The 21,219-nt window shown below is 58.1% G+C and carries 21 protein-coding genes; 17 read left to right on the forward strand and 4 right to left on the reverse strand.

All coding sequences use genetic code 11. The annotated features are described in order from the left end of the window. Positions 1–254 precede the first annotated feature (254 nt). The 4 genes from rho to ACX80D_RS08265 all read left to right on the forward strand — a co-directional run bounded on the left by rho (position 255) and on the right by ACX80D_RS08265 (position 5,683). Entirely contained in the window at positions 255–2,594 is a 2,340-nt protein-coding gene (gene rho, locus ACX80D_RS08250) for a transcription termination factor Rho (protein WP_459322170.1), read from the forward strand. Between the two features lie 149 nt (positions 2,595–2,743). Beyond that, positions 2,744–3,817 (forward strand): peptide chain release factor 1, encoded by a 1,074-nt coding sequence (gene prfA / locus ACX80D_RS08255; RefSeq protein WP_459322171.1) that lies wholly within the window; start codon positions 2,744–2,746, stop codon positions 3,815–3,817. After that, positions 3,783–4,721 carry a peptide chain release factor N(5)-glutamine methyltransferase gene (prmC, locus tag ACX80D_RS08260; protein ID WP_459322172.1) on the forward strand — a complete coding sequence of 313 codons (939 nt, stop codon included), beginning with the start codon at positions 3,783–3,785 and terminating at the stop codon, positions 4,719–4,721. Before prfA ends, prmC begins: the two co-directional genes overlap by 35 nt. Positions 4,722–4,795: 74 nt before the next feature. After that, positions 4,796–5,683 carry an L-threonylcarbamoyladenylate synthase gene (locus ACX80D_RS08265; RefSeq protein WP_459322173.1) on the forward strand — a complete coding sequence of 296 codons (888 nt, stop codon included), beginning with the start codon at positions 4,796–4,798 and terminating at the stop codon, positions 5,681–5,683. A gap of 140 nt (positions 5,684–5,823) precedes the next feature. Here ACX80D_RS08265 and ACX80D_RS08270 read toward each other — a convergent pair whose 3' ends face one another. The 3 genes from ACX80D_RS08270 to ACX80D_RS08280 are packed head-to-tail and all read right to left on the reverse strand — an operon-like array spanning position 5,824 to position 8,710. Continuing rightward, positions 5,824–6,840, reverse strand: coding sequence for an NAD-dependent epimerase/dehydratase family protein (locus ACX80D_RS08270; RefSeq protein WP_459322174.1), 1,017 nt, complete (start codon positions 6,838–6,840; stop codon positions 5,824–5,826). Between the two features lie 2 nt (positions 6,841–6,842). Then, on the reverse strand, positions 6,843–7,814 hold the full coding sequence (locus tag ACX80D_RS08275) for a glycosyltransferase (RefSeq protein WP_459322175.1): 972 nt from the start codon (positions 7,812–7,814) through the stop codon (positions 6,843–6,845). Further along, complete coding sequence (locus ACX80D_RS08280) at positions 7,811–8,710, reverse strand: glycosyltransferase family 2 protein (protein ID WP_459322176.1); 900 nt, start codon at positions 8,708–8,710, stop codon at positions 7,811–7,813. Before ACX80D_RS08280 ends, ACX80D_RS08275 begins: the two co-directional genes overlap by 4 nt. Before the next feature lie 276 nt (positions 8,711–8,986). Between ACX80D_RS08280 and ACX80D_RS08285 the strand changes: the two genes are divergently transcribed. The 13 genes from ACX80D_RS08285 (at position 8,987) to ACX80D_RS08345 (ending at position 20,414) form a co-directional block, all read left to right on the forward strand. Continuing rightward, positions 8,987–10,792, forward strand: a complete 1,806-nt coding sequence (locus tag ACX80D_RS08285) for a polysaccharide biosynthesis protein (RefSeq protein WP_459322177.1) — start codon at positions 8,987–8,989, stop codon at positions 10,790–10,792. Next, positions 10,792–11,835: an MraY family glycosyltransferase gene (locus ACX80D_RS08290; RefSeq protein WP_459322178.1), complete on the forward strand. Its 1,044-nt coding sequence runs from the start codon at positions 10,792–10,794 to the stop codon at positions 11,833–11,835. The genes ACX80D_RS08285 and ACX80D_RS08290 overlap by 1 nt, the downstream gene beginning before the upstream one ends. Positions 11,836–12,018: 183 nt before the next feature. Next, positions 12,019–12,549: a hypothetical protein gene (locus ACX80D_RS08295; protein WP_459322179.1), complete on the forward strand. Its 531-nt coding sequence runs from the start codon at positions 12,019–12,021 to the stop codon at positions 12,547–12,549. Continuing rightward, positions 12,542–12,796 carry a hypothetical protein gene (locus ACX80D_RS08300; protein ID WP_459322180.1) on the forward strand — a complete coding sequence of 85 codons (255 nt, stop codon included), beginning with the start codon at positions 12,542–12,544 and terminating at the stop codon, positions 12,794–12,796. Before ACX80D_RS08295 ends, ACX80D_RS08300 begins: the two co-directional genes overlap by 8 nt. Before the next feature lie 91 nt (positions 12,797–12,887). Beyond that, positions 12,888–13,700: a F0F1 ATP synthase subunit A gene (atpB, locus tag ACX80D_RS08305; RefSeq protein ID WP_459322181.1), complete on the forward strand. Its 813-nt coding sequence runs from the start codon at positions 12,888–12,890 to the stop codon at positions 13,698–13,700. A 91-nt stretch (positions 13,701–13,791) separates the two neighbouring features. After that, positions 13,792–14,007 carry an ATP synthase F0 subunit C gene (locus ACX80D_RS08310; RefSeq protein WP_038463392.1) on the forward strand — a complete coding sequence of 72 codons (216 nt, stop codon included), beginning with the start codon at positions 13,792–13,794 and terminating at the stop codon, positions 14,005–14,007. A gap of 75 nt (positions 14,008–14,082) precedes the next feature. Further along, the gene (locus ACX80D_RS08315; protein ID WP_459322182.1) at positions 14,083–14,634 is read left to right on the forward strand and encodes a F0F1 ATP synthase subunit B; all 552 of its coding nucleotides are present in this window, start codon (positions 14,083–14,085) and stop codon (positions 14,632–14,634) included. Continuing rightward, a complete protein-coding gene (locus ACX80D_RS08320) occupies positions 14,634–15,449 on the forward strand; it encodes a F0F1 ATP synthase subunit delta (protein ID WP_459322183.1) in 816 nt (271 codons plus the stop codon). Before ACX80D_RS08315 ends, ACX80D_RS08320 begins: the two co-directional genes overlap by 1 nt. 119 nt (positions 15,450–15,568) lie before the next feature. After that, positions 15,569–17,206 (forward strand): F0F1 ATP synthase subunit alpha, encoded by a 1,638-nt coding sequence (gene atpA / locus ACX80D_RS08325; RefSeq protein ID WP_459322184.1) that lies wholly within the window; start codon positions 15,569–15,571, stop codon positions 17,204–17,206. Positions 17,207–17,276: 70 nt separating this feature from the next. Next, the gene (locus ACX80D_RS08330; RefSeq protein ID WP_459322185.1) at positions 17,277–18,170 is read left to right on the forward strand and encodes a F0F1 ATP synthase subunit gamma; all 894 of its coding nucleotides are present in this window, start codon (positions 17,277–17,279) and stop codon (positions 18,168–18,170) included. Positions 18,171–18,221: 51 nt separating this feature from the next. Beyond that, the gene (atpD, locus tag ACX80D_RS08335; RefSeq protein ID WP_459322252.1) at positions 18,222–19,679 is read left to right on the forward strand and encodes a F0F1 ATP synthase subunit beta; all 1,458 of its coding nucleotides are present in this window, start codon (positions 18,222–18,224) and stop codon (positions 19,677–19,679) included. A 2-nt stretch (positions 19,680–19,681) separates the two neighbouring features. Then, a complete protein-coding gene (locus tag ACX80D_RS08340; protein ID WP_459322187.1) occupies positions 19,682–19,972 on the forward strand; it encodes a F0F1 ATP synthase subunit epsilon in 291 nt (96 codons plus the stop codon). Between the two features lie 10 nt (positions 19,973–19,982). Continuing rightward, positions 19,983–20,414, forward strand: coding sequence for a DUF2550 domain-containing protein (locus tag ACX80D_RS08345; protein WP_459322188.1), 432 nt, complete (start codon positions 19,983–19,985; stop codon positions 20,412–20,414). 528 nt (positions 20,415–20,942) lie between these two features. Here the strand turns inward: ACX80D_RS08345 and ACX80D_RS08350 are convergent. After that, on the reverse strand, positions 20,943–21,146 hold the full coding sequence (locus ACX80D_RS08350; protein WP_459322189.1) for a cold-shock protein: 204 nt from the start codon (positions 21,144–21,146) through the stop codon (positions 20,943–20,945). Positions 21,147–21,219: the final 73 nt, after the last annotated feature.

The raw sequence follows: 21,219 nt of genomic DNA on the forward strand, positions 1-21,219 counted from the left end.
CTGCACCTTTCGTGTGCAGTTACCGCTGGATCAACGCATGGCAGCCGCCGGTTTGGTTCTGGGATCGCTCCATTTGAGACCCGATTCAAAAGGTGAATCACACCATTTCCTTTCATTAAGCCGTATTTTTCGGCGATGGGAATGGAACCTCGGGTATGTCCCATTGTTAGCCAGTGCGGCAACAACTGGGGAGCTCGACACTAATCATCGCGGCCCCAATAATTGGGCCCGCCATCGAGGGGGAAGGATCCTTCGTGACCGAAACCGCAACTTCAGCCGCTGCTCCCAAGTCTGCTGAATCAAACATCACTAGCGCACCTGCAAAGTCCGCAGGTCTTGCTGGGTTGAAGCTCGCCCAGCTGCAGGTCTTGGCTGGACAGCTGGGCATCACCGGTGGTTCCCGGATGCGCAAGGGCGATCTTGTTGAAGCCATTTCAGCTCATCAGCGCGGTTCTTCCGTGGCTGACCGGCCGGCTCGCTCCAACGCCAACACTGGCGCAGCGTCCGAGACAACATCTGCTGCCAATGGTGCTGCAGAAAAGAGCGGGACAGCCACACGCTCAAGCCGCCGCGGCTCCTCAGCCAAGGCTGCCGCTGACAGTAAGACAGCCGCCGCCGCAGCGCCTGCCGCAACCGAGACTCCTGCCGCTAGCGATAGCAGCTCCCGCGAGACCGCAGCTGCGAGTGAGGCTCCCGAGCGGCCCGCCCGCGGACGTGGCCGCACCCGCCGTGCTGCCAGCAGCGACGGCATTATCACCACGGATTCGGCCTCGAACTCCGGGGTAGTCACCGCCGAGGCGACCGCTGTTGAAGCCACATCGAACGATTCTGCCGGAGCGTCCACTCAGGAGAGCAACGAGAACGACGGCGATAACCGCCGCCAGTCCCGTACCCGCAACCGCCGTTCACAGGGTGGTTCACGCCAGCAGGATGCACCTAGCGATGCCGCTGGAGTTGCTGAAATCGTGGCTCCTGAAACTGCCGAGACCTCTGATGGCGAAGCCAGCCAGGGCGAGAACACCGAGAACGGTGACCGTAACGGCCGCAACCAGCGCAATAGCAACCAGCGCAACCAGCGCAACAGCAGTGACCGCAACAGCAGTGACCGCAACGCCGCCACGAGCAACACCGATTCCAGCAGCAACAGCAGCAGCAACAGCAATAACAACTCTAGCGATGACGAAGACGGGTCGCGTAACAACCGCAACCGTCGTAACCGCCGGGACCGTAACTCCAACGATTCAAACGATCGCAACGATCGCAACGATCGCAACGATCGCAACGACCGTAACGATCGCAGCGGCAACAGCAACAGCAACAACAGCAATAGCCGCAATGATCGCAACGACCGTTTCCGCGACCGCAACGAACGCCGCCGCGGCCGCACTCAGGGTCCGGACTTTGATGACACCGAGCTGACCGAGGACGATGTCCTGCTGCCCGTAGCTGGTATCTTGGACATCTTGGAAAACTACGCATTTGTGCGTACCTCCGGCTACCTCCCCGGTTCCAATGATGTCTATGTCTCCTTGTCGCAGGTCAAGAAGTATAACCTGCGTAAGGGCGACGCCGTCGTAGGTGCCATCCGCGCACCTCGCGAAGGCGAAGACCGCAGCAACGCTCAGAGCGCGCGTCAGAAGTTCAATGCCTTGGTGCGTGTCACGAGCGTGAACGGCAAGAACCCGGATGAGCTCAAGAGCCGTGTTGAGTTCGCCAAGCTGGTTCCGCTGTACCCGTCGGAGCGTCTGCGTCTGGAGACTGACTCCAAGAAGATCGGACCCCGTGTTATCGACCTGGTGGCCCCGATCGGTAAGGGCCAGCGTGGCCTGATCGTGTCCCCGCCCAAGGCTGGTAAGACGCTGATCCTGCAGTCGATCGCCAACGCGATCACCATCAATAACCCTGAAGTTCACCTCATGATGGTGTTGGTTGACGAACGCCCCGAAGAAGTAACCGACATGCAGCGCACGGTTAAGGGTGAGGTCATTGCCTCTACCTTCGACCGTCCCGCCGACGACCACACACAGGTAGCCGAACTCTCCATCGAGCGCGCCAAGCGTCTGGTGGAAATGGGTATGGATGTGGTTGTGCTGTTGGATTCCATGACCCGTTTGGGCCGTGCTTACAACAACTCGGCACCGTCTTCTGGCCGAATCCTCTCCGGTGGTGTGGATTCCGCAGCCCTGTACCCGCCCAAGCGCTTCTTCGGTGCAGCCCGCAACATTGAAAACGGTGGCTCACTGACCATTTTGGCCACGGCACTGGTGGAGACCGGTTCCAAGGCTGATGAGGTCATCTTCGAAGAGTTCAAGGGCACCGGCAACATGGAGTTGCGCCTCTCACGCCAGCTGGCTGACAAGCGCATCTTCCCGGCTGTTGACGTCAATGGCTCCGGTACCCGACGCGAAGAGAACTTGCTTTCCCCCGAGGAAGTCAAGATCATGTGGCGTCTGCGCCGCGTGCTCTCAGGTTTGGAAATGCAGCAGTCTCTTGAGCTGCTGACCTCCAAGCTGCGTGAAACACAGTCCAACGTTGAGTTCCTCATGCAGATCCAGAAGACAACTTTGGGTTCCAAGGCAGAACAAGACAAGTAGCTATGCATAAGAGGCGGGGCCGTACATCATTGTGCGGGCCCGCCTCTTGGCGTTGAAGCACCTGACGCCAATGCGCTGGAAGTTACTGCCCTGCCTGTTGGAAAGACTTTAGTTATTAGACTTGACTCACGTCGAGAGAGGTTTTTGAAATGTTTGAATCCATCCACGGTTTGCTTGATGAGCACGCCGAGCTGCAGATGCGTTTGAGTGAGCCTGAAGTGCACGCCGACCAGGCATTGGCACGCAAGCTGGGCCGCCGGTATGCCGAATTGAGCAACGTGGTTGCAGGACACCACCAAGTCGAATCGATCGGTGACGATCTAGAAGCTGCCCGTGAGATGGCAGCTGAGGACGCCGAGTTTGCCGCTGAGGTTCCCGTTTTGGAAGCACAACTGGCTGCAGCTCAGGAGAAGTTGCGCCGTTTGTTGATTCCGCGTGATCCCGACGATGCCCGCGACGTCATCTTGGAAGTCAAGGCCGGTGAAGGTGGAGACGAAGCAGCCTTGTTCGCCGCCGATCTGGTGCGCATGTACACCCGTTACGCCGACCAGCGAGGGTGGAAGACGGAAATTATCTCCGCAACAGAGTCTGATCTGGGTGGCTACAAGGATATTTCCATTGCCGTCAAGGGCCGCTCCAATGATCCCGCAGAAGGCGTGTTTGCGCGTCTGAAGTTTGAAGGCGGCGTGCACCGTGTGCAGCGTGTGCCGGCTACGGAATCTCAGGGACGAATTCACACCTCGGCCGCCGGTGTTTTGGTGCTCCCCGAAGTGGATGAGCCCGAAGAAGTGGACATCAACCAAAACGATCTCAAGATCGATGTTTACCGTTCCTCCGGCCCGGGCGGTCAGTCCGTGAACACCACTGACTCCGCGGTTCGCATTACTCACCTTCCCACCGGAATTGTGGTGGCGATGCAGAATGAGAAGTCGCAGCTGCAGAACCGTGAAGCCGGTATGCGTGTGCTCCGTGCCCGTATTTTGGCGCACCAGCAGGCCATTGTTGATGCCGAGAACTCGGCCGTTCGCAAGTCGCAGATCCGTACCATGGACCGGTCGGAACGAATCCGTACCTATAACTACCCGGAGAACCGCATCGCCGATCACCGTACCGGCTACAAGGCTTATAACCTTGATGCCGTCATGAACGGCGACTTGGAGCCTGTGGTGCAGTCAGCCATTCAAATGGATGAGCAAGCACGATTGGACGCCATTGGCGACTGACGCCAACAGCGCATCTATCTCCTCAGAGTCAGACTCAGCGGTTGCACTGACTCTAGCTGACGCTGTGCACAGTGCGACGGCGATTCTTGCGGCTGCTGGTGTGCCAACTCCTGCTGTGGATGCCCAGCTTTTGGCCGCTCACCTCCTCGGTGTAAGCCGAGGAGAGGTGGCGGCCATGTTATTTGGCACAGCTGTGGCACCATGTGGCTATGATGATCTCATAGCTAGGCGAGCCGCGCGCGAACCATTGCAGCATATCACCGGCGTGGCCTATTTTCGGCACCTGGAATTGTCGGTTGGACCGGGAGTCTTTGTTCCGCGACCCGAAACTGAAACGGTGGTCCAGCTGGGTATTGACGTATTAACTCAGCTGCGCCAAGAACGTGGGGATACTGCGGAGTTAATTGCCGTGGACCTAGGCACAGGATCGGGCGCCATCGCCGGCTCAATGGCCACCGAGGTTACCGGCAGTACGGTCTATGCCGTCGAACTCAGTGACGACGCCTTCCCTTGGGCTGCAAAGAATCTAGCCGGAACAGGCGTTAACCTGGTGCAGGGGGATATGCGCGATGCCTTTGCGGAGCTCAATGGAATAGTGGATGTGGTGGTCTCGAATCCGCCGTACATTCCGGCTGACGCCATACCGCGAGACTTGGAAGTACGGCTGCATGACCCTCACATGGCACTGTACGGCGGGGGAGCCGACGGTATGGAGATGCCCACCGCTGCAGAGGCCACGGCTGCACGACTACTGCGCCGCGGAGGGTTCTTCGTCATGGAGCATGCTGAAGTTCAGGCGCCCCAAATGGCTGCTCTGTTCAACAACAGCGGACATTGGGACAACGTCCGAACACACCTAGACCTGACCGGACGGGACAGGGCTACCAGCGGTTTGCGGCGCTAGCGTGATGCGCCGAAACTTCGTGATTGACGGGATGCGTTCCACGTAAGTGGGCGCTGTGATGAAAGAATGGTCTTGTGAGTACCACTTCCTATAACTGCACCAATGAGCTACAGCGCGCCGAGGGCCTTGCCCATGCGCAGAAGGCCATTGCTGCCAAGCAGATAATCGTCATGCCTACGGACACTGTCTACGGGGTAGCCGCTGACGCGTTTTCCCCGCAAGCGGTGGCCACGCTTCTGGCTGCCAAGGGCCGCGGCCGTAACATGCCCCCGCCCGTGTTGATTCCACGCATCGGGACCATGGAGGGTTTGGCCACGGACATCCCGGATGATGCTCGCAAGCTGGCTGAGAAGTACTGGCCCGGTCCGCTCACGCTGATCTTCCATGCCCAGCCCACCCTGACGTGGGATCTGGGCGAAACGAAGGGAACCGTTGCGCTTCGGGTTCCGGATGAACAACTGGCCTTGGACCTGCTCACCATCACGGGTCCCTTGGCCGTATCAAGTGCTAACCGCACGGGCCAAGCAGCGGCGCAGACCGGTTCCGAAGCCAGGTCTCAACTCGCAGAGTCCGTCGAGGTGTACTTAGAGGGCGGCTTCCGTCCATTGGACGGCAAAGACGCCAACCCGTCAACCATTGTTGATGCCACGGGCCTGCGGCTGCGCGTGGTGCGTGAAGGTGCCATCAGCCTGGCCGAGATTCAGCAGATGATCCCCAGCGCACTGGGCCCCGACGTCGAACCGGCAATGTGGGCGCCAGTGAATCTCAGCAAGGATTCGGAGAAGGATCTTGGCGAGGCTGGCACTGAAGTCGTGGTCGACGTTGAAGAGCCCGTTAGTGACGCTGCCGATGAAGAGCTGGCCATTGATGTGGTCAACGGGGAATCAGCAGCTGAAGCCAACGAGACCATCTCTGACCCAGACACGAACAACCTAGAGAAGCCAGACGCCGCGACTTCTTAGTTCGAGTTCAAGTTAGTGCAAGTCCAAGTTGGTGCAAGTCCAAGCCATTGACTTCTTCTACTTTTCTGAATTGCTTCTTATAGGAAAGGCCCCAAACGCGAGTTTGGGGCCTTTCCATGCTGCAAGATCAAGCACCGACGCTATTTCTGCAGGCGTGCGTTCTTCAGCACAGTGGCTACGGAGGGTACGGGGAGGAGTCCTACAGACTCGGCCCAGCCAGGTGTTTGCTCTTGGCCAAACCACATCAACTCCACGCGGCGAAGGGAACCATGGAATCGTTCGCCGACTAGGCGCGATGTGAAATAGCCGGTGGCAAGAACAACCTTGCAGAGGAACTGGGGCAGACGGCGCGGCGGGCGACCACCGGCAGCAGCTAAGACGCCGCTGACTGATAAGCCCTCCCACGGTTGCAAGACCACGGCCGGAACGTCGCCTGCAAACTGGCCTGTCTCAACAACGAACCATGCGAGGGCGTCGATGGAGCTGACAGGGGTGGGGAAGTCGCCAGAAGCGGCCACGGAGGCGATGGGGGAGCCAGCCACCTTGATCAATGACCGGGTGGTGGGGCGGCTGGCACCTTGCACCGAGGTAGCCCGGATGGTGACTAAGGATAGTGGCGCGCACTGAGCAGCTACCAGCTCAAGAGCTTCCTCACCCAAAGCCTTTGACCGTGAGTAGGCGGAAAAGGGTGCCCGATTGCCACTCTCGTCGATCACGCGGCGATGTCCCTGGACGGAGGCGCTGCTGAGATGGACAACTCGGCTCACACCGGCATCCTTGGCTGCCAAAGCCACGACAGCCGGTAAGAGTGCATTAGCGCCGGTGAGCTCGGGCGATTCTCCCTCGCCTGGTGTGGCCAAGCCAGCAGCATTGACCACAACATCAAAACCGGAAAACGCAGCTGCGAGATCTTCGCGGTGTGTGGTGATGGCGGAGCCATCGACGGGAGTGAGCGCCTCGGCTACGATCTGCTGGGCAGCCTGGGCAGCCAGGGCGGACCCGCCAGCCTGGGCCGAGACCACGGCACTTCGCAGCCGAGGAGCTGGCATTGCAGTAACAGAGGCCCCCCGCTGCCGGAGTTCTTGTTCAATGGCACTGCCAACAAATCCTGATGCGCCGAGCACCAGCCAGCGTAGATCACGTGAGTCAGTAGACATAGTTAGTGCGGACCTTCCACAGGGGGCATGGGGGTGAAGTCGGTAGCGGCAAGAATTTCACGTGATTCACGCCAGCCTGCCAGCAGCCGGCTGCTGCCACGCAGAGTCTTCTCAACACCTACTAGTCGCAGGAGTTCTTTGGACGCTGTCAATGCCGTGCCCAGCGCAAAACCCACCCGGTTGAAACGCCCATGCACACGCAGATACTGGCCCACTAAGCCACGGTTGCGCATGACATAGAAGCGGCTCAGGTCCGAAGAATCGTTCAGGTGCCTGATGCGCAGATCAATGCTTCGCTGCGACCGGACCTTATGGAGCACAAATTCGTTGACGTACCTGACAGGACGGTGCAGGGAAATCAGCCAGCCATAGACGGTGTCATCCCAATTCAAGAAGAACCTCGGGTCTGGCAGTCCGGCCTCACGGGCCGCGTCAGCATGGACTAGCATGCCTTCAAAGCAGCCAACATTGGTGGCAAACTCGTTGGCGGAGGAAAAGACGTTGCCACGGACAGGCAGCGGGAAGCCAAGAAAAGTGTTGAAGTTGTTTTGCCAGAAGAACGGCTTGCCTTCGGCATCGTAGCGGCGACCAATGATGGCGTCGTATTTTTCCATCCACGGGGCAAAGGCGCCGATGGCATCGGGGACGCACATGACGTCGTCGTCCATGAGCCACATCCACTGCGCACCCTGCGCCAAAGCCCGCTCAACACCTGCAGAAAAGCCACCAGCTCCACCAGAGTTTTCGGCCAGCTGGTGATGGATGACCGCAATGGGCGTGGGCAGTGCGGCGAAGCGTGTCGCGGCAGACTCGATGACCGAAACGGTGGTGTCGGTGCTGGCATTGTTGACCACAATCACGCCGTCGGGAGCGGGATCAAGCGCCGCAACGGAGTCTAAAAGCCCTTCAAGGTAGTCAGCACGGTTGAAGGTGGTGATGACGATGAAGAACTGTTCGTGACGGCCCAGGCTCAAAATTTTTGGTCCTTCATGGGGCCGAATTTAGCGCCTCGCAGACCCGCCGAATAGGTGCTTGCCCACTGGGCGAGGCCCTTGAGATCACCCTTTTTGAGGAAGAACAGCGGGTAACCCACGGCGTCGGCCACCAGTGAGCGCACACGGCGGTGCTTGCGGGTCAAAAAACCGCGGTTGCGGTAGTAGTAAAAACGCTTGAATGGTGTTTCTGGGACCAGAACGTGAAGGCGGTCGCCCAGCACTTCCTGAACCTCGCCCCAGCCGACCGGGTGGGTCAGTGCCACAGAGGTGACAGTGCCAAACTTCACCTTGGCGGCCCGCAGACGCAGCATGAAGTCGGTCTCGTCACCGCGGATGAACAAGCGCAGATCCGGGAGACCAACCTTGAAGAACACATCGGTGCGGATCAAGGCACCGTTGAAGAACTGGCCTACGTTATCAATGAAGCCCAAGGGTTCCACCACGGAGCGATCATGGGTCAGATGGCCATCGATCCGGAACGGGAAGGAGAGCTTGGTGGGCTCAGACGGGGCCACAATCAGGGGCACCACAACATCGAGATTGCGAGCCTTGGCCGCCGCCAACAAGGTGGCCAGGCAGGCTGGGTCCTCCGGGTGGGCGTCGTCGTCCATAATCCACACCCACTGCGCACCCGAGGCGATGGCATTCAAGATAGCCAGCGAGAAACCGCCGGCCCCGCCCAGATTGGCCAGCGACCGCACGTAGGTCACCTCGGAGGGGGCAGAAGCTGCGATCTCGCGCACATCGGAGGTGCCGGAATCGACTAATGCAATGGCATGGGGAGTGTGAGTTTGCTGTGCGAGGGCACCCAGTAGGATTCGCACGTCTTCTGGCCGGTCAAAGGTGACGGCAGCGACGGCTACGGTGTCTGTCAAGGAGAGTCCTCTCGGGTGGAGCCTGCGGCGGTGCGCGGCATCCGCAAATGGCTAAAGAGCGTGTAATCATCGGCAAGGGATTACTATTCTTGTGTACCTTCCACTTTAGTACAGTCGCCATCATCGACCTCATTACACCGTGGACAACAGTGCCCCGCCGACAAAGACCTTTGGCAGAAATCGGAAATACGAATCACGTTGAATACCTCCAGTACTCAGTCAGGCCCAGCAGCCGCGCCCCCAAACGTGGACAGTGAGCGCAAACCGCGATTGTGGTTGTGGTCGCAAGCAATTCTGGATTCGCTGGCATGGGGCGGTGCCATCTTCTTGGCCGTCTTGCTGCGCTACGAGCTGGATATTCGCCTCATCAACTTCACCGGTCTGAGCATTTTGATTGCCGTTGCCGTTGCAACGCAGCTGATCGCCGGCTGGTACATGGCGCTATACCGCGGCCGTTACAGCTTTGGCAGCATCCACGAGGCGAGAGTGCTCGTGGCCGTTACGCTGATCGTCTGTGTGGTGACCAGTATTGTTCTCTCAATCTTCATCAGTGAGCTGCATGTGGCCCGTTCGGTGTCGGTCATTGCCTTCCCCTTCGCGGCACTGGCCATGGCTGCGATCCGTTACGCCAAACGGCTCTATGTTGAGGGCAAACCGATTTTCGGAGAAGAAGCTCAAAAAACCCTCATTTATGGTGCCGGGTTCCTGGGGAACTCGCTGGTGACCCGCATGGTCCAGGACCCGGAATCGCCTTACGTCCCTGTGGGTTTGGTGGATGATGACTCCACCAAGAAGCATCTGCGGCTGAGCTCAGTGAGCGTTTTGGGTGGCGGTAAGCAACTGCCGGAGTTGATCAAACGCACCAAGTCAACCGTGGTTGTTTTGGCTATGGCTCATTTGAGTTCCAAACGGATTCGGGAAATCTCCGAAAGCGTGTCGGGGCTGGGTGTGAAGGTCTTGATTCTGCCTCCACTCCAGGAGATGCTCAGCGCGGATACCAACAAGGACCACCAAGGCGGGCTAACGGACTTCCGCGAAATTGACGTAGCCGATCTCATTGGCCGCAGCCCCGTGGAAACCGAGGTGTCCCAAATTGCCGGCTACATCAAGGGCAAGCGCGTTTTGGTCACCGGAGCCGGCGGATCCATTGGTTCTGAACTGTGCCGCCAGCTCTTCAGCTTTGAGCCGGCCGCGTTGATCATGCTGGACCGTGACGAATCCGGGCTCCAACACACGCAGCTCTCCATTGAGGGCCACGGCCTGCTCGACAACAAAAACATTGTGTTGGCCGACATTCGTGACGCCGATTCCTTGAACCAGATCTTCGCGGATCGCCGCCCGGAGGTGGTCTTCCACGCCGCAGCGCTCAAGCACGCCCCGCTGCTGCAGATGTACCCGGAAGAGGGCTGGAAAACCAATGTTTTGGGTTCCCTCAACGTCCTCCAGGCCGCTCGCAGCGTCGGGGTGGAAACGTATGTCAACGTCTCCACCGACAAAGCGGCAAGCCCCACCACGGCACTAGGACACTCCAAACGGGCCGCTGAAAAGCTCACCTCGTGGATGGCGGGGGAGACCGGCCAACGCTACGTCTCCGTCCGGTTCGGCAACGTCTTGGGCAGCCGCGGCTCCATGTTGCCGCTGTTCACTGATCAAATCAACAAGGGCGGGCCCGTCACCGTCACGCACCCCGATATCACCCGATTTTTCATGACGATTCCCGAGGCATGCCAGTTGGTCATCCAGGCCGGCGCGATTGGTCATGGTGGTGATGTGCTGATCCTGGATATGGGCGAGCCCGTCCGCATTCTCGATGTAGCCGAACGCATGATCGCCATGTCAGGTCGCAAGATCGAGATCAAGATCACCGGCCTGCGCCCCTCCGAAAAACTGCATGAGCAGCTCACCGGCGATGACGAGATCAAGGATCCCGACGGCCACCCGAAGATCTCCCACACGTACGCTAAGCCGCTGTCCCCAGCTGATCTTGATTTGGCACTGTGGCTCCAGCGTTGTATCGACGAGGCCGGCCCCAACGGTGCCAGCATTGACGAGTCCGACGGCGACGTTGCGGCAGGAGCATAATGGAAACGTGGGCCCCCATCACCGTCGGCGCCGTAGCGCTGGTACTGGCACTGCTATTGCCGATCTTTGTCAGGCCGCTCTTGGCCAAAGCCGGCGTTCTGGATGTGCCGAACGCACGTTCCTCGCACACGGCGCCCACCATTCGTGGCATGGGAATCACGACGGCGGTGGCCTTACCTGCCGCTGTCCTGGTCGCCGTCTTTTTGCCTCAGTCAGGGAACATGCGCCAAGGCGCGCTGACGCTGGTGGTGATTCTCGGCGTCGTACTAGCTGCTAGCGCTATTGGCTGGATTGAGGATATTCGTGGCTTGTCGGTGAAACTTCGCGCCGGAATGCAACTGGCTGTGGGTGGGCTGGCTACGGCAACCGTGGCCATTTTGGACCCGGGGGAGCAGCAGCTGTGGCTGATTCCGATTGGTGCCATTGCGGTGGCAGCATACGTCAATGTTGCCAACTTTATGGATGGCATCAATGGCATCTCCGGGACGCACGGACTGCTGGTGGGCGGCTTTTATGCCTACGCCGGGCACGTGGCGGGGCACAGTTGGCTGGTGTACATAGGGATCGCGATCGCCATGGCCTTCGCCGGATTCCTGCCCTGGAATCTGAGCCGCAACAAGGTGTTTCTCGGTGATGTGGGCAGCTACTTGCTTGGTGCATCGATTGCCGTCACAGCCATGTGTGCCTTTCTTGCCGGAGTGCCGGCGGAGTACATTTTCTCGCCTGTGCTGATCTATTTGGTGGATACCTTTGTGACATTTTTGCGACGGTTGCTGGCGGGTGAGCGCTGGTATGCAGCGCACCGCCAGCACGTGTACCAACGTTTGACCATTGTGGGTTTGAGTCATGTGCAAGCGACGGCTGTGGTGAGCGTTGCCACGATCGTTGTGAGTGTTTTGGGGATTGTTGCGGCCGAGGGAGACGGCGTGAGTCAGGTGGTGGCCACCGCTGCTGGCTTCGCTGTGGTGCTGGCGTACCTTCGCACCCCAACGCTGTTTCAAAGTTTCCTGCGGCGCCGGGGCCAGAAGGCCCAAAAGGCCTAAAGGCGAGAATGCCTAGACCAAGCGGTAGGACCCAGCTCGTCGAAACGTAGTTCTATCTCGTGTAGAATTGTGGCTGGTGACACTCACCGCCCTCTTTCCATGCCCCCATCCGTTCACGCTGCTTGAGGCTGTGCTGTGGCCGGGCTGAGCACAGAGGGGATTTGCCCCCTAGATGGAGTTCACATGAAGGACGCAAGCGCGCATGACAGCCATGACAGCGCTGCACCGAAGCCACCAATGGCTTCGGGTCCCACTGCGAGCCCCAGCTGGAACATCCTGAAAAAGTGTTTGCTGGTAGATGGTGTGGCACTGATCGTCATGGTGGTGTTGGCGCAGATCTTCACCGACATTGACGGTGTCATCAGTGTCGTGTTTGGCTCCCTGTTGGTTATCACCTTCTTTGGCTTGAGCCTTTTGGTGGGCCATCTGGTGGGCAAACGCATGCCGCAAGCTGTCATGGGGACCTTTGTCATGACATATTTTGTCAAGGTGGTGGGGTTTGCTGCAGTGCTGTTTGCGCTCGGTACCCCCACTTGGTTGAATAAATCATGGTTCGCCGGAGCTGCCGTGGTGGCTGTTCTTGCCTGGCAGGCGTGCGAAGTTGTCATCTTCAGCAAGCAGCGCTTCCTAGTCTTTGACGAATCGGCCGTGGCTCCATCCCCCATTGGGGGAGCCTCCAGTGGCAGCGAAACAAAGGATCCTTCCCATGACTAAGAAGTTGCCCGACGCCGGTAAGCCTGACCACGTGGTAATCCCACCGAAGTCGAATGCCGGAAAGCTGGACTTCACCTACATTATTGGCGGAATCCTGCTCTGGGGTTTGATAGGGTGGGGACTGGACTTTTTATTGAATACTGCTTGGATTGTGTTTGCGGCGCTTCCTATCGGAGCCGCATGTGGGTACTTTCTGGCCCGGCATTATCAAAGGCATGGCCGCCCTGATAATGGCACAAAGCAATGAGTCCCACCATCAGACTTTCCTACGGTGCTGACCATCTCTTGATGGGCCACCATATTTGCCCTTTGACCGAAACTGCAGAGAGGACAGCGCGTTGACCGCGTTTGCGCTTCCGATGGCCTCGAATGACGGTGGCTTCGTTCCACCGACAATTAGTGACACCCACCTCCCCGACCTCCTTCCCTGGATGAGCGACTACGGCACAGGGCTTGGCAAGCAGATGATCATGGTCATCTTGTCGGTAGTCCTGATCACCGTGTTCTTTAAAGTTGCGATCCGAAACCCGAAATTGGTTCCGGGCCGAGTACAGTTCTTCGCCGAAGGCTTCTACAGCTTCGCGCGCAACACTGTTGGCCGCGACATCATGGGTGAGAAGAACTTCCGCCCGTGGATTCCGCTGCTCTTCTCAGTGTTCTTGTTTGTGCTGCTGAACAACATCTTTGGGGCGATTCCGTTCCTTCAGTTGCCTTCGTTCTCACACGCAGGCAGTGCATACGCTATCGCCTTGATCATCTACTTCACGTGGATTGCTGTTGGCGTGCAGAAGCATGGCATCCGTTACTTCAAGTTGGCTGTTGTTCCTACCGGTGTTCCCGGCTGGATCTTGCCGCTGCTGGTGCCGCTGGAAATCATCTCCAACTTCATTGTTCGCCCCTTGACGCACTCGCTGCGTTTGATGGCGACTATGCTGGCCGGCCACATGATTGTGGTTTTGGCAGGAAGCGGTGCCCAGTACCTGATTGTTGTTCAAGACAGCATCCTCCTTAACGCGACGGGTGTGGCAGTCATTGCCGGATCCGTGGCCATGTACTTCCTGGAATTGCTGATCATGGTCTTGCAGGCATTTGTTTTCACCCTGCTGACCGCGATCTACATCCAGGGCAGCCTAGAAGCCGACGCACACTAACGGCATCTTCGCAACACCCCCCTAGTTTTTCTCGAATACAGAATCACCTCACAACCTGCCGGCACAACGCCGGTATCTTGAAAGGAACGAAATGGAACTCCACGGCTCGCTCAACATGATTGGCTACGGCCTGGCCGCTATCGGCTCGGCTATCGGTGTGGGCATGATCTTCGCCGCTTACATCAACGGTGTGGCCCGCCAGCCGGAAGCTCAGCGCATCCTGCAGCCCATCGCCCTGCTTGGCTTCGCCCTTGCAGAAGCACTGGCTATCCTTGGCCTGGTATTCGCCTTCGTCGTTGGCGTCTAGTTCAAGAACTTCTTGTCCCGAATCCTCGGGGCACAAATGTTCATGGACGAATATCAGATTAAGGATTAGTGAGAAATGATTACCGCAGAAGTAATCCTCGCTGCTGAGGGTGCTAACCCGCTCCTACCTAACTGGTGGGAAGTTCTAGTCACAGCTGTAGCTTTCGCTGTCCTGCTCTTTGTGGTGAAGAAATACATCGCACCAATCTTCGAGAAGTCCTACACGGATCGTGTAGAGGCCATCGAAGGTGGGATCGAGAAGGCAGAAGAGGCTCAGGCCGAAGCTAACGCCCTCTTGGAGCAGTACAAGGCCCAGCTGATGGACGCTCGCACGGAAGCCAATGGCATTCGTGAGACCGCCCGTACAGAAGGCGCCCAGATCCTGGCAGACCTGAAGGCTAAGGCTGCAGAGGAATCTGCACGCATCACTGCCCAGGCGCAGGTTCAGATTGAAGCTGAGCGTGTTGCTGCAGTGAACTCCCTCCGCAACGAGGTTGGCACTTTGGCTACACAGCTGGCAGGCAAAATCGTTGGCGAAGCCCTCGATGATGATGCGCGTTCCAACCGTGTTGTTGAGCGTTTCCTGGCAGATCTGGAAAACCAGTCGAACGCGGGTGTAACCAAGTAATGGCAGGTGTATCGAGCAAGTCATTGGCAGAGGCTCTTGAGTCTCTGGAACCCAAGCTTGCCAGTGCGTCTAGCGCATTGGCTCAGGATCTCTTCGCAATTTTGGGGCTTCTGGACAGCAACGCCGGCCTGCGCCGCGCCTTGACCGATCCCACCCGTGAGGGTGCGGACAAGACGGCACTGGCCACCAAGCTCATTGCAGGGAAGGTCAGCGCAGAAGCACAGAACGTGTTTCTAGAGCTGGTTGCCGCTCGCTGGGGCTCGGCTCGTGACCTGGGCGATGCACTGGAAGTCTTGGCAGCAACATCGGCGATCGCCGTTGCTGAAGGTCAAGGTGACGGCTCTGCCAACCTGGATGCACTGGAAGAGGAACTCTTCACGTTTATCCGAGTTGTTGGGTCCAGTCATGATCTGCAGCGCGCATTTGACGATGCACAGGCTTCGGCATCAGCCAAGAGCGCCTTGGCGCAAAAGGTTCTTCCGCAGTCCAGTGACGTCGCCGCGCTGTTGATCCGCCAGGCCGTAACCGCCCCCCGCGGGCTCAAGCCCACGGCTCTGGTGCAACGGTTCGTGGAATTGGTTGCCAAACGCCAGCAGCGTTGGATTGCCTACGTCAGCGTCACCCGTGACCTGAGCGCAGAGCAGATCTCACGTCTGCAGGCCGGCTTGAACAATCTCTATGGTCGTAACTTGAAGATCAATGTCAATATCGACCCGACATTAGTCGGCGGGATCAAGGTTGTTGTGGGGGCTGAGGTTGTTGACGCAACCGCAGCGACTCGACTTTCTGATCTTCGCCGCCGGTTGGCAGTTTAGGAAACCTCTTAAGGTTTCTTGCAACAGCCAGTCCACAACTGACTGAATCAAACATTTAGGTAGCCACCCACACCTTTTCTTAGGGTGGCAACCACAACTTAGGAGAGCAGGGACTGCAGATGGCCGACTTGACCATCAATGCCGACGACGTCCGTAATGCCTTGAATGAGTTCGCAGCGTCCTATGAACCGGGCAACGCAGAGCGCGTCGAGGTTGGCCGCGTCACCACCGCAAGTGACGGCATTGCCAAGGTAGAGGGACTTCCTTCTGTCATGGCCAACGAGCTTCTTCGATTCGAAGACGGCACACTGGGCTTGGCCCAGAACTTGGACACTCGCGAGATCGGTGTGGTTGTCCTTGGCGACTTCGCTGGTATTGCCGAGGGCCAGCAGGTTCACCGCACCGGAGAGATCCTCTCCGTACCGGTGGGCGATAACTTCTTGGGCCGCGTGGTTGACCCCTTGGGTCAGCCTATGGATGACCTAGGCGAGATCGAACCCGAAGGCCGCCGTGCCTTGGAGCTTCAGGCTCCTGGCGTTACCGAGCGCAAGTCGGTTCACGAACCGATGCAGACCGGTATGAAGGCTATTGACGCCATGATCCCGATCGGCCGTGGCCAGCGTCAGCTGATCATTGGTGACCGTCAGACGGGTAAGACGGCTCTTGCCGTTGACACCATCATCAACCAGAAGGCCAACTGGGCTTCCAAGGATGTCAAGAAGCAGGTTCGCTGCATTTACGTAGCAATCGGCCAGAAGGCATCCACCATTGCAGCAGTCCGCCAGACTCTGGCAGATAACGATGCTTTGGAATACACCACCATCATTGCCTCCCCGGCATCTGACCCGGCTGGTTTCAAGTACTTGGCTCCTTACACCGGTTCGGCCATTGGCCAGCACTGGATGTACGGCGGCAAGCACGTTCTGATCGTCTTTGATGATCTCTCCAAGCAGGCTGAGGCTTACCGCGCCGTTTCACTGTTGCTGCGTCGCCCGCCGGGCCGCGAGGCATACCCCGGTGACGTGTTCTACCTACACTCCCGTTTGCTGGAACGTTGTGCAAAGCTCTCTGACGAGCTCGGCGCAGGTTCAATGACCGGCTTGCCGATCATTGAAACCAAGGCAAATGACGTATCGGCGTACATTCCGACCAACGTTATTTCCATCACAGATGGTCAGATCTTCCTCCAGTCGGACCTCTTCAACGCCAACCAGCGCCCCGCTGTTGACGTGGGTGTCTCTGTTTCCCGTGTTGGTGGTTCAGCACAGGTCAAGGCCATGAAGAAGGTCTCCGGTACGTTGAAGCTGGAATTGGCTCAGTACCGCGACATGCAGGCATTCGCCATGTTCGCCTCCGATTTGGATGCCGCTTCCAAGCAGCAGCTGACTCGTGGAGCGCGCCTGATGGAACTGCTCAAGCAGGGTCAGTACGCTCCGTTCCCGGTCGAGAACCAGGTTGTTTCAATCTGGGCTGGCACCAACGGCTACCTGGACGATGTCCCTGTAGAAGACGTACGCCGCTTTGAGACGGAATTCCTTGACCACCTGCGTATGCGCACCTCGGTCCTGACCACGTTGGCTGAAACCAACTTGCTCGAGGATTCGACAGTTGAGGCCCTCAAGTCCAACATCGTTGACTTCAAGAAGGGCTTCTTCGGGGAGGGCGACAACAAGCTTGTTGGCGCCGGCCACGAAGAGTTCGATGCGCTTGCCGCAGGAGATGTCGACCAGGAAAAGATCGTTAAGCAGAAACGCTGACACCATCCTTTGAATAGCTTGCCGGTCCCACGGGGCCGGCAAGCTAAACAAGGATAAGGAAAGGACAAACATGGGAGCCCAGATCCGGGTCTACCGCCAGAAGATTTCATCGACCACGTCGATGCAAAAGATCTTCAAGGCGATGGAACTGATCGCTACGTCCCGCATTGGAAAGGCACGCATGCGTGTTTCGGCGTCATTGCCGTATTCCAATGCGATCACCCGTGCCGTTTCTGCCGTTGCGTCCCAGTCCGAGGTCGACCACCCGCTGACAACCGAGCCGGATTCCATCCGTCGGGCTGCAGTGTTGGTCATGACTTCCGATCGTGGTCTTGCCGGTTCCTACTCCGCCAGCGTTTTGAAGCAGGCAGAGCACCTTATCGAATTGCTGCACGGAGAAGGAAAAGACGTCACGACCTATTTGGTCGGCCGCAAGGCTCAGGCGTACTTTGACTTCCGCGGACGCGATTACGCCAAGGTGTGGACCGGTGGCACCGATGCACCGGAATTTGAAACTGCACGTCAACTCCGCGAGGCCCTACTGTTGGACTTCGCAACCGACTTCGAAGAGGGTGGCGTGGATGAAATTCATGTCGTTTACACCCAGTTCAAGTCAATGGTTGTTCAGGAGCCGACAGTAATTCGTCTGCTGCCGTTGGAAGTTGTTGAGGAAGAAGTTGAATCCTCAACCGACCTACTGCCGCTGTACGAGTTCGAGCCGCAGCCCGAGGACGTCCTTGACGCCCTGCTGCCGCGGTACATCGAGTCACGCATCTTCTCAGCACTATTGCAGGCAGCAGCATCCGAACTCGCGGCACGCCAGCGTGCCATGAAGTCCGCAGGTGACAACGCCAACGATCTGATCAAGAAGTACACGCGTCTTCGTAACAACGCCCGGCAGGCTGAAGTTACGCAGGAGCTCTCCGAGATTGTTGCGGGCGCTGATGCGCTCAACGCCTCTTAGCAGCCCAATTCATACTTATTCAATGCCATCTACACAAGTGAAGTGAGAGAGATGACTGCCCAACTCAACGAGCAGGGAACCGCAGCGAAAGCCGGTGCCATTGGCCGTATTTCGCGCGTTATCGGCCCGGTTGTCGACGTCGAATTCCCGGCTGACAGCCTTCCCGCCATGTACAACGCACTCACCACCGAGATCACTCTCAACGGTGAGACCAAGACCATCACCTTTGAAACCAGCCAGCACTTGGGAGACGGCGTTATTCGCGCCATCTCCTTGCAGGCTACCGACGGACTTGTCCGCGGTACTGCTGTCCAGGACTTGGGTTCACCCATTACTGTGCCAGTTGGCGACGTAGTCAAGGGCCACATCTTCAACGTCTTGGGCGAGCCCCTCGATGTGAAGGCGTCTGAACTGAACATCACCGAGCGGTGGCCCATCCACCGTAAGCCCCCGGCTTTCGCAAGCCTCGAAGGCTCCACGGAGATGCTCGAGACCGGTATCAAGTCCATTGACCTTCTGACCCCCTACATCAAGGGTGGAAAGATTGGTCTGTTCGGTGGTGCCGGTGTCGGTAAGACCGTTCTGATCCAGGAAATGATCACCCGTGTTGCCCGTAACTTCGGTGGTACTTCGGTATTCGCTGGTGTTGGCGAGCGAACACGAGAAGGTAATGACCTCTGGGTTGAAATGGAAGAAGCCAATGTCCTCAAGGACACTGCGCTAGTCTTCGGCCAGATGGATGAGCCGCCGGGAACGCGCCTACGCGTAGCCCTGTCAGCTCTGACCATGGCTGAGTACTTCCGCGATGTGCAGAACCAGGACGTGTTGCTCTTCATTGACAACATCTTCCGTTTCACACAGGCCGGTTCTGAAGTTTCCACACTGTTGGGCCGTATGCCTTCAGCTGTGGGTTACCAGCCCAACCTGGCCGATGAGATGGGTCTCCTGCAGGAGCGCATCACCTCAACCAAGGGTCACTCGATCACGTCCATGCAGGCCGTTTACGTGCCTGCTGATGACTACACCGACCCGGCCCCGGCCGCGACCTTCGCCCACTTGGATGCGACCACGGAACTTTCCCGTGAAATCGCTTCACGTGGTCTGTACCCGGCCATCGATCCGTTGACTTCAACCTCACGAATCCTTGACCCGCAGTACGTTGGCCAGGCTCATTACGACACCGCTGTGCGGGTCAAGCAGATCCTTCAGAAGAACAAGGAACTGCAGGACATCATCGCGATCCTCGGTATCGATGAGCTCGGTGAAGAGGACAAGATCGTCGTGGCACGTGCCCGTCGTATCCAGCAGTTCCTCTCACAGAACACCTACACGGCGAAGCAGTTCACCGGCGTCGAAGGCTCCACGGTTTCCATTGCGGACACCATTGAAGGCTTCACCGCTATCTGCGACGGCGACGTGGACCACATTGCTGAGCAGGCGTTCTTCAACATCGGTGGTATGGATGATGTTGAGCGTCAGTGGGCTGCGATCCAGGAATCGACTAAGTAAGCATGGCTAACCTCGAAGTTGAAATCGTAGCGGCGGACCACTTCGTGTGGTCCGGTGCAGCGACCCTTGTCAAGGGGTTCACCAGCGAGGGCGAGATCGGCATTTTGCCCGGTCACACCCCGATGCTCGCGGTTTTGGCGCCGGGCTTGCTGGAGATCGCTCCTGTAGACGGATCTCGCTTCCATGTTGAAGTGGACGGCGGTTTCTTCTCGGTTGACAGCAACCGGGTTGTCATCGTTGCCGACAATGCGCAGTTGAAAGACAGCGCAACGTCTGGCGCAGGGATTCGCTAGCAATAAATTGATGAACGAACTCGGTATTCCGTTCATCGTGCTGGCTGGTTTACTCCTGCTGGTTGTTCTAATACTGTGCCTGTACGGGGTGCGCCGCATGCATTTGCGGCGTGCCCTTGGCACGGTCGACTCCTCCATGTGCCTGAGCGGAAATCGCTGGGCCATGGGGGTTTGTCGTTATCAGGAGTCAAATCTGCAATGGCTCCGGGCGCTGTCCATCAGCCCCATTCCGGTGAAGACCATGCAACGCAACAAGATTGTGTTGGTGGGCCGCCGCGAACCTAGCGAGACTGAGCTGACTAGAGTCCCGCCTGCCACCGTGATTGTGATGCTCGAGTACGAAGGCACACAAATCCTGCTCGCCATGAAGTTCGCCGCCTATGCTGGCCTCTCCTCATGGCTGGAAGCCGGACCGCAACCTGGTGTTTCTACCCGGCGGTAATACAGCTGCAATCAGGGGCTAACTACGGCGCTAGCACCGTGGCAATGATTCAAGGGCTTGAAGATTTCTCGATCTTTGTTGTCATCGATGTGGCGTAAGCGCTTTGCATCCTTGCCCTGGGAAGTACGACGGCGTTAGCTCAGCTTGCGCTGCCAGCGTTCAGACCTCGCTACTGGGGTCAGGGACGCAGAGGTCTGGGACGCTGCCGGCACCTCACGTGTACGCCCTAATACCTCCACAGCACCAGTGCCAGTTGTGTAGCACTGACGCTCGGATGATGTCAGGTAGCCTCGCAGTCGACTGGGAAGCTCCTGCCGGATTGTTAGCAACAGGCACCGTGCGCTCGAGGGAACTCATCCACCAGCTATGCTCCCTTGCTGCAGCTCGCGGTCGTCGTACCCGATCTCCTGGACAGCGATCAAGCCAACACCATGTCTATGGACTCCACGCTGGCAAGCAAACAGCCCCCGGCCACGAGGCCGGAGGCTGTTGCACAGCTGTTAGCGCCACCGAGGTGGAGCAGTAAGCTTAGAGCGTTGTTACGCCGGTTGCTTGAGGGCCCTTGCTGCCCTGGCCAACCTCAAACTCAACCCGGGCGTTTTCATCCAAGGTTTTGAAGCCACCGCTTTGGATTTCCGAGTAGTGAACAAAAACATCGCCCTCGGCGTTGTCCGGGGTAATGAAGCCGAAGCCTTTTTCGGCGTTGAACCACTTGACGGTTCCCTGTGCCATACATTTTCTCCTTGTGATGAACGTCCATGCTGTACTGCTATCTGTACCGCTTGAGCCGGACAATAATTGCTTG

The organism is Arthrobacter sp. Sr24 (genome assembly GCF_054511175.1).